The following is a 206-nucleotide window of genomic DNA, read 5'->3' on the forward strand; positions in this document are numbered from 1 at the left end:
AGGCCGTCGCAGTGCCCGGAACCGTCAAGGTCGTGGCGGTTACCGCATCCTGAAAGTCTACGAGGGTTACCGCGTCGGTGACTGCTACCGTTCCAGCTCCCACCGTGCCGGTGAAGGTTACGGTGCCTGCATCTCGCAATGTAAGCGTACCAATCCCGGCCACACTGGTTCCGGAAATGTCCGCTCCGGCGAAGTGGCCGGTATCC

1 protein-coding gene is annotated in these 206 nt (G+C 62.1%); it reads right to left on the reverse strand.

What is annotated here, in order from left to right:
- Positions 1–206, reverse strand: a 206-nt coding sequence (locus DC28_RS16530; RefSeq protein ID WP_037547318.1) for a hypothetical protein, incomplete at both ends; no start/stop codon positions are given.

This window comes from Spirochaeta lutea (genome assembly GCF_000758165.1).
In the GTDB taxonomy this organism is placed as follows: Bacteria; Spirochaetota; Spirochaetia; order DSM-27196; family Salinispiraceae; genus Spirochaeta_D; species Spirochaeta_D lutea.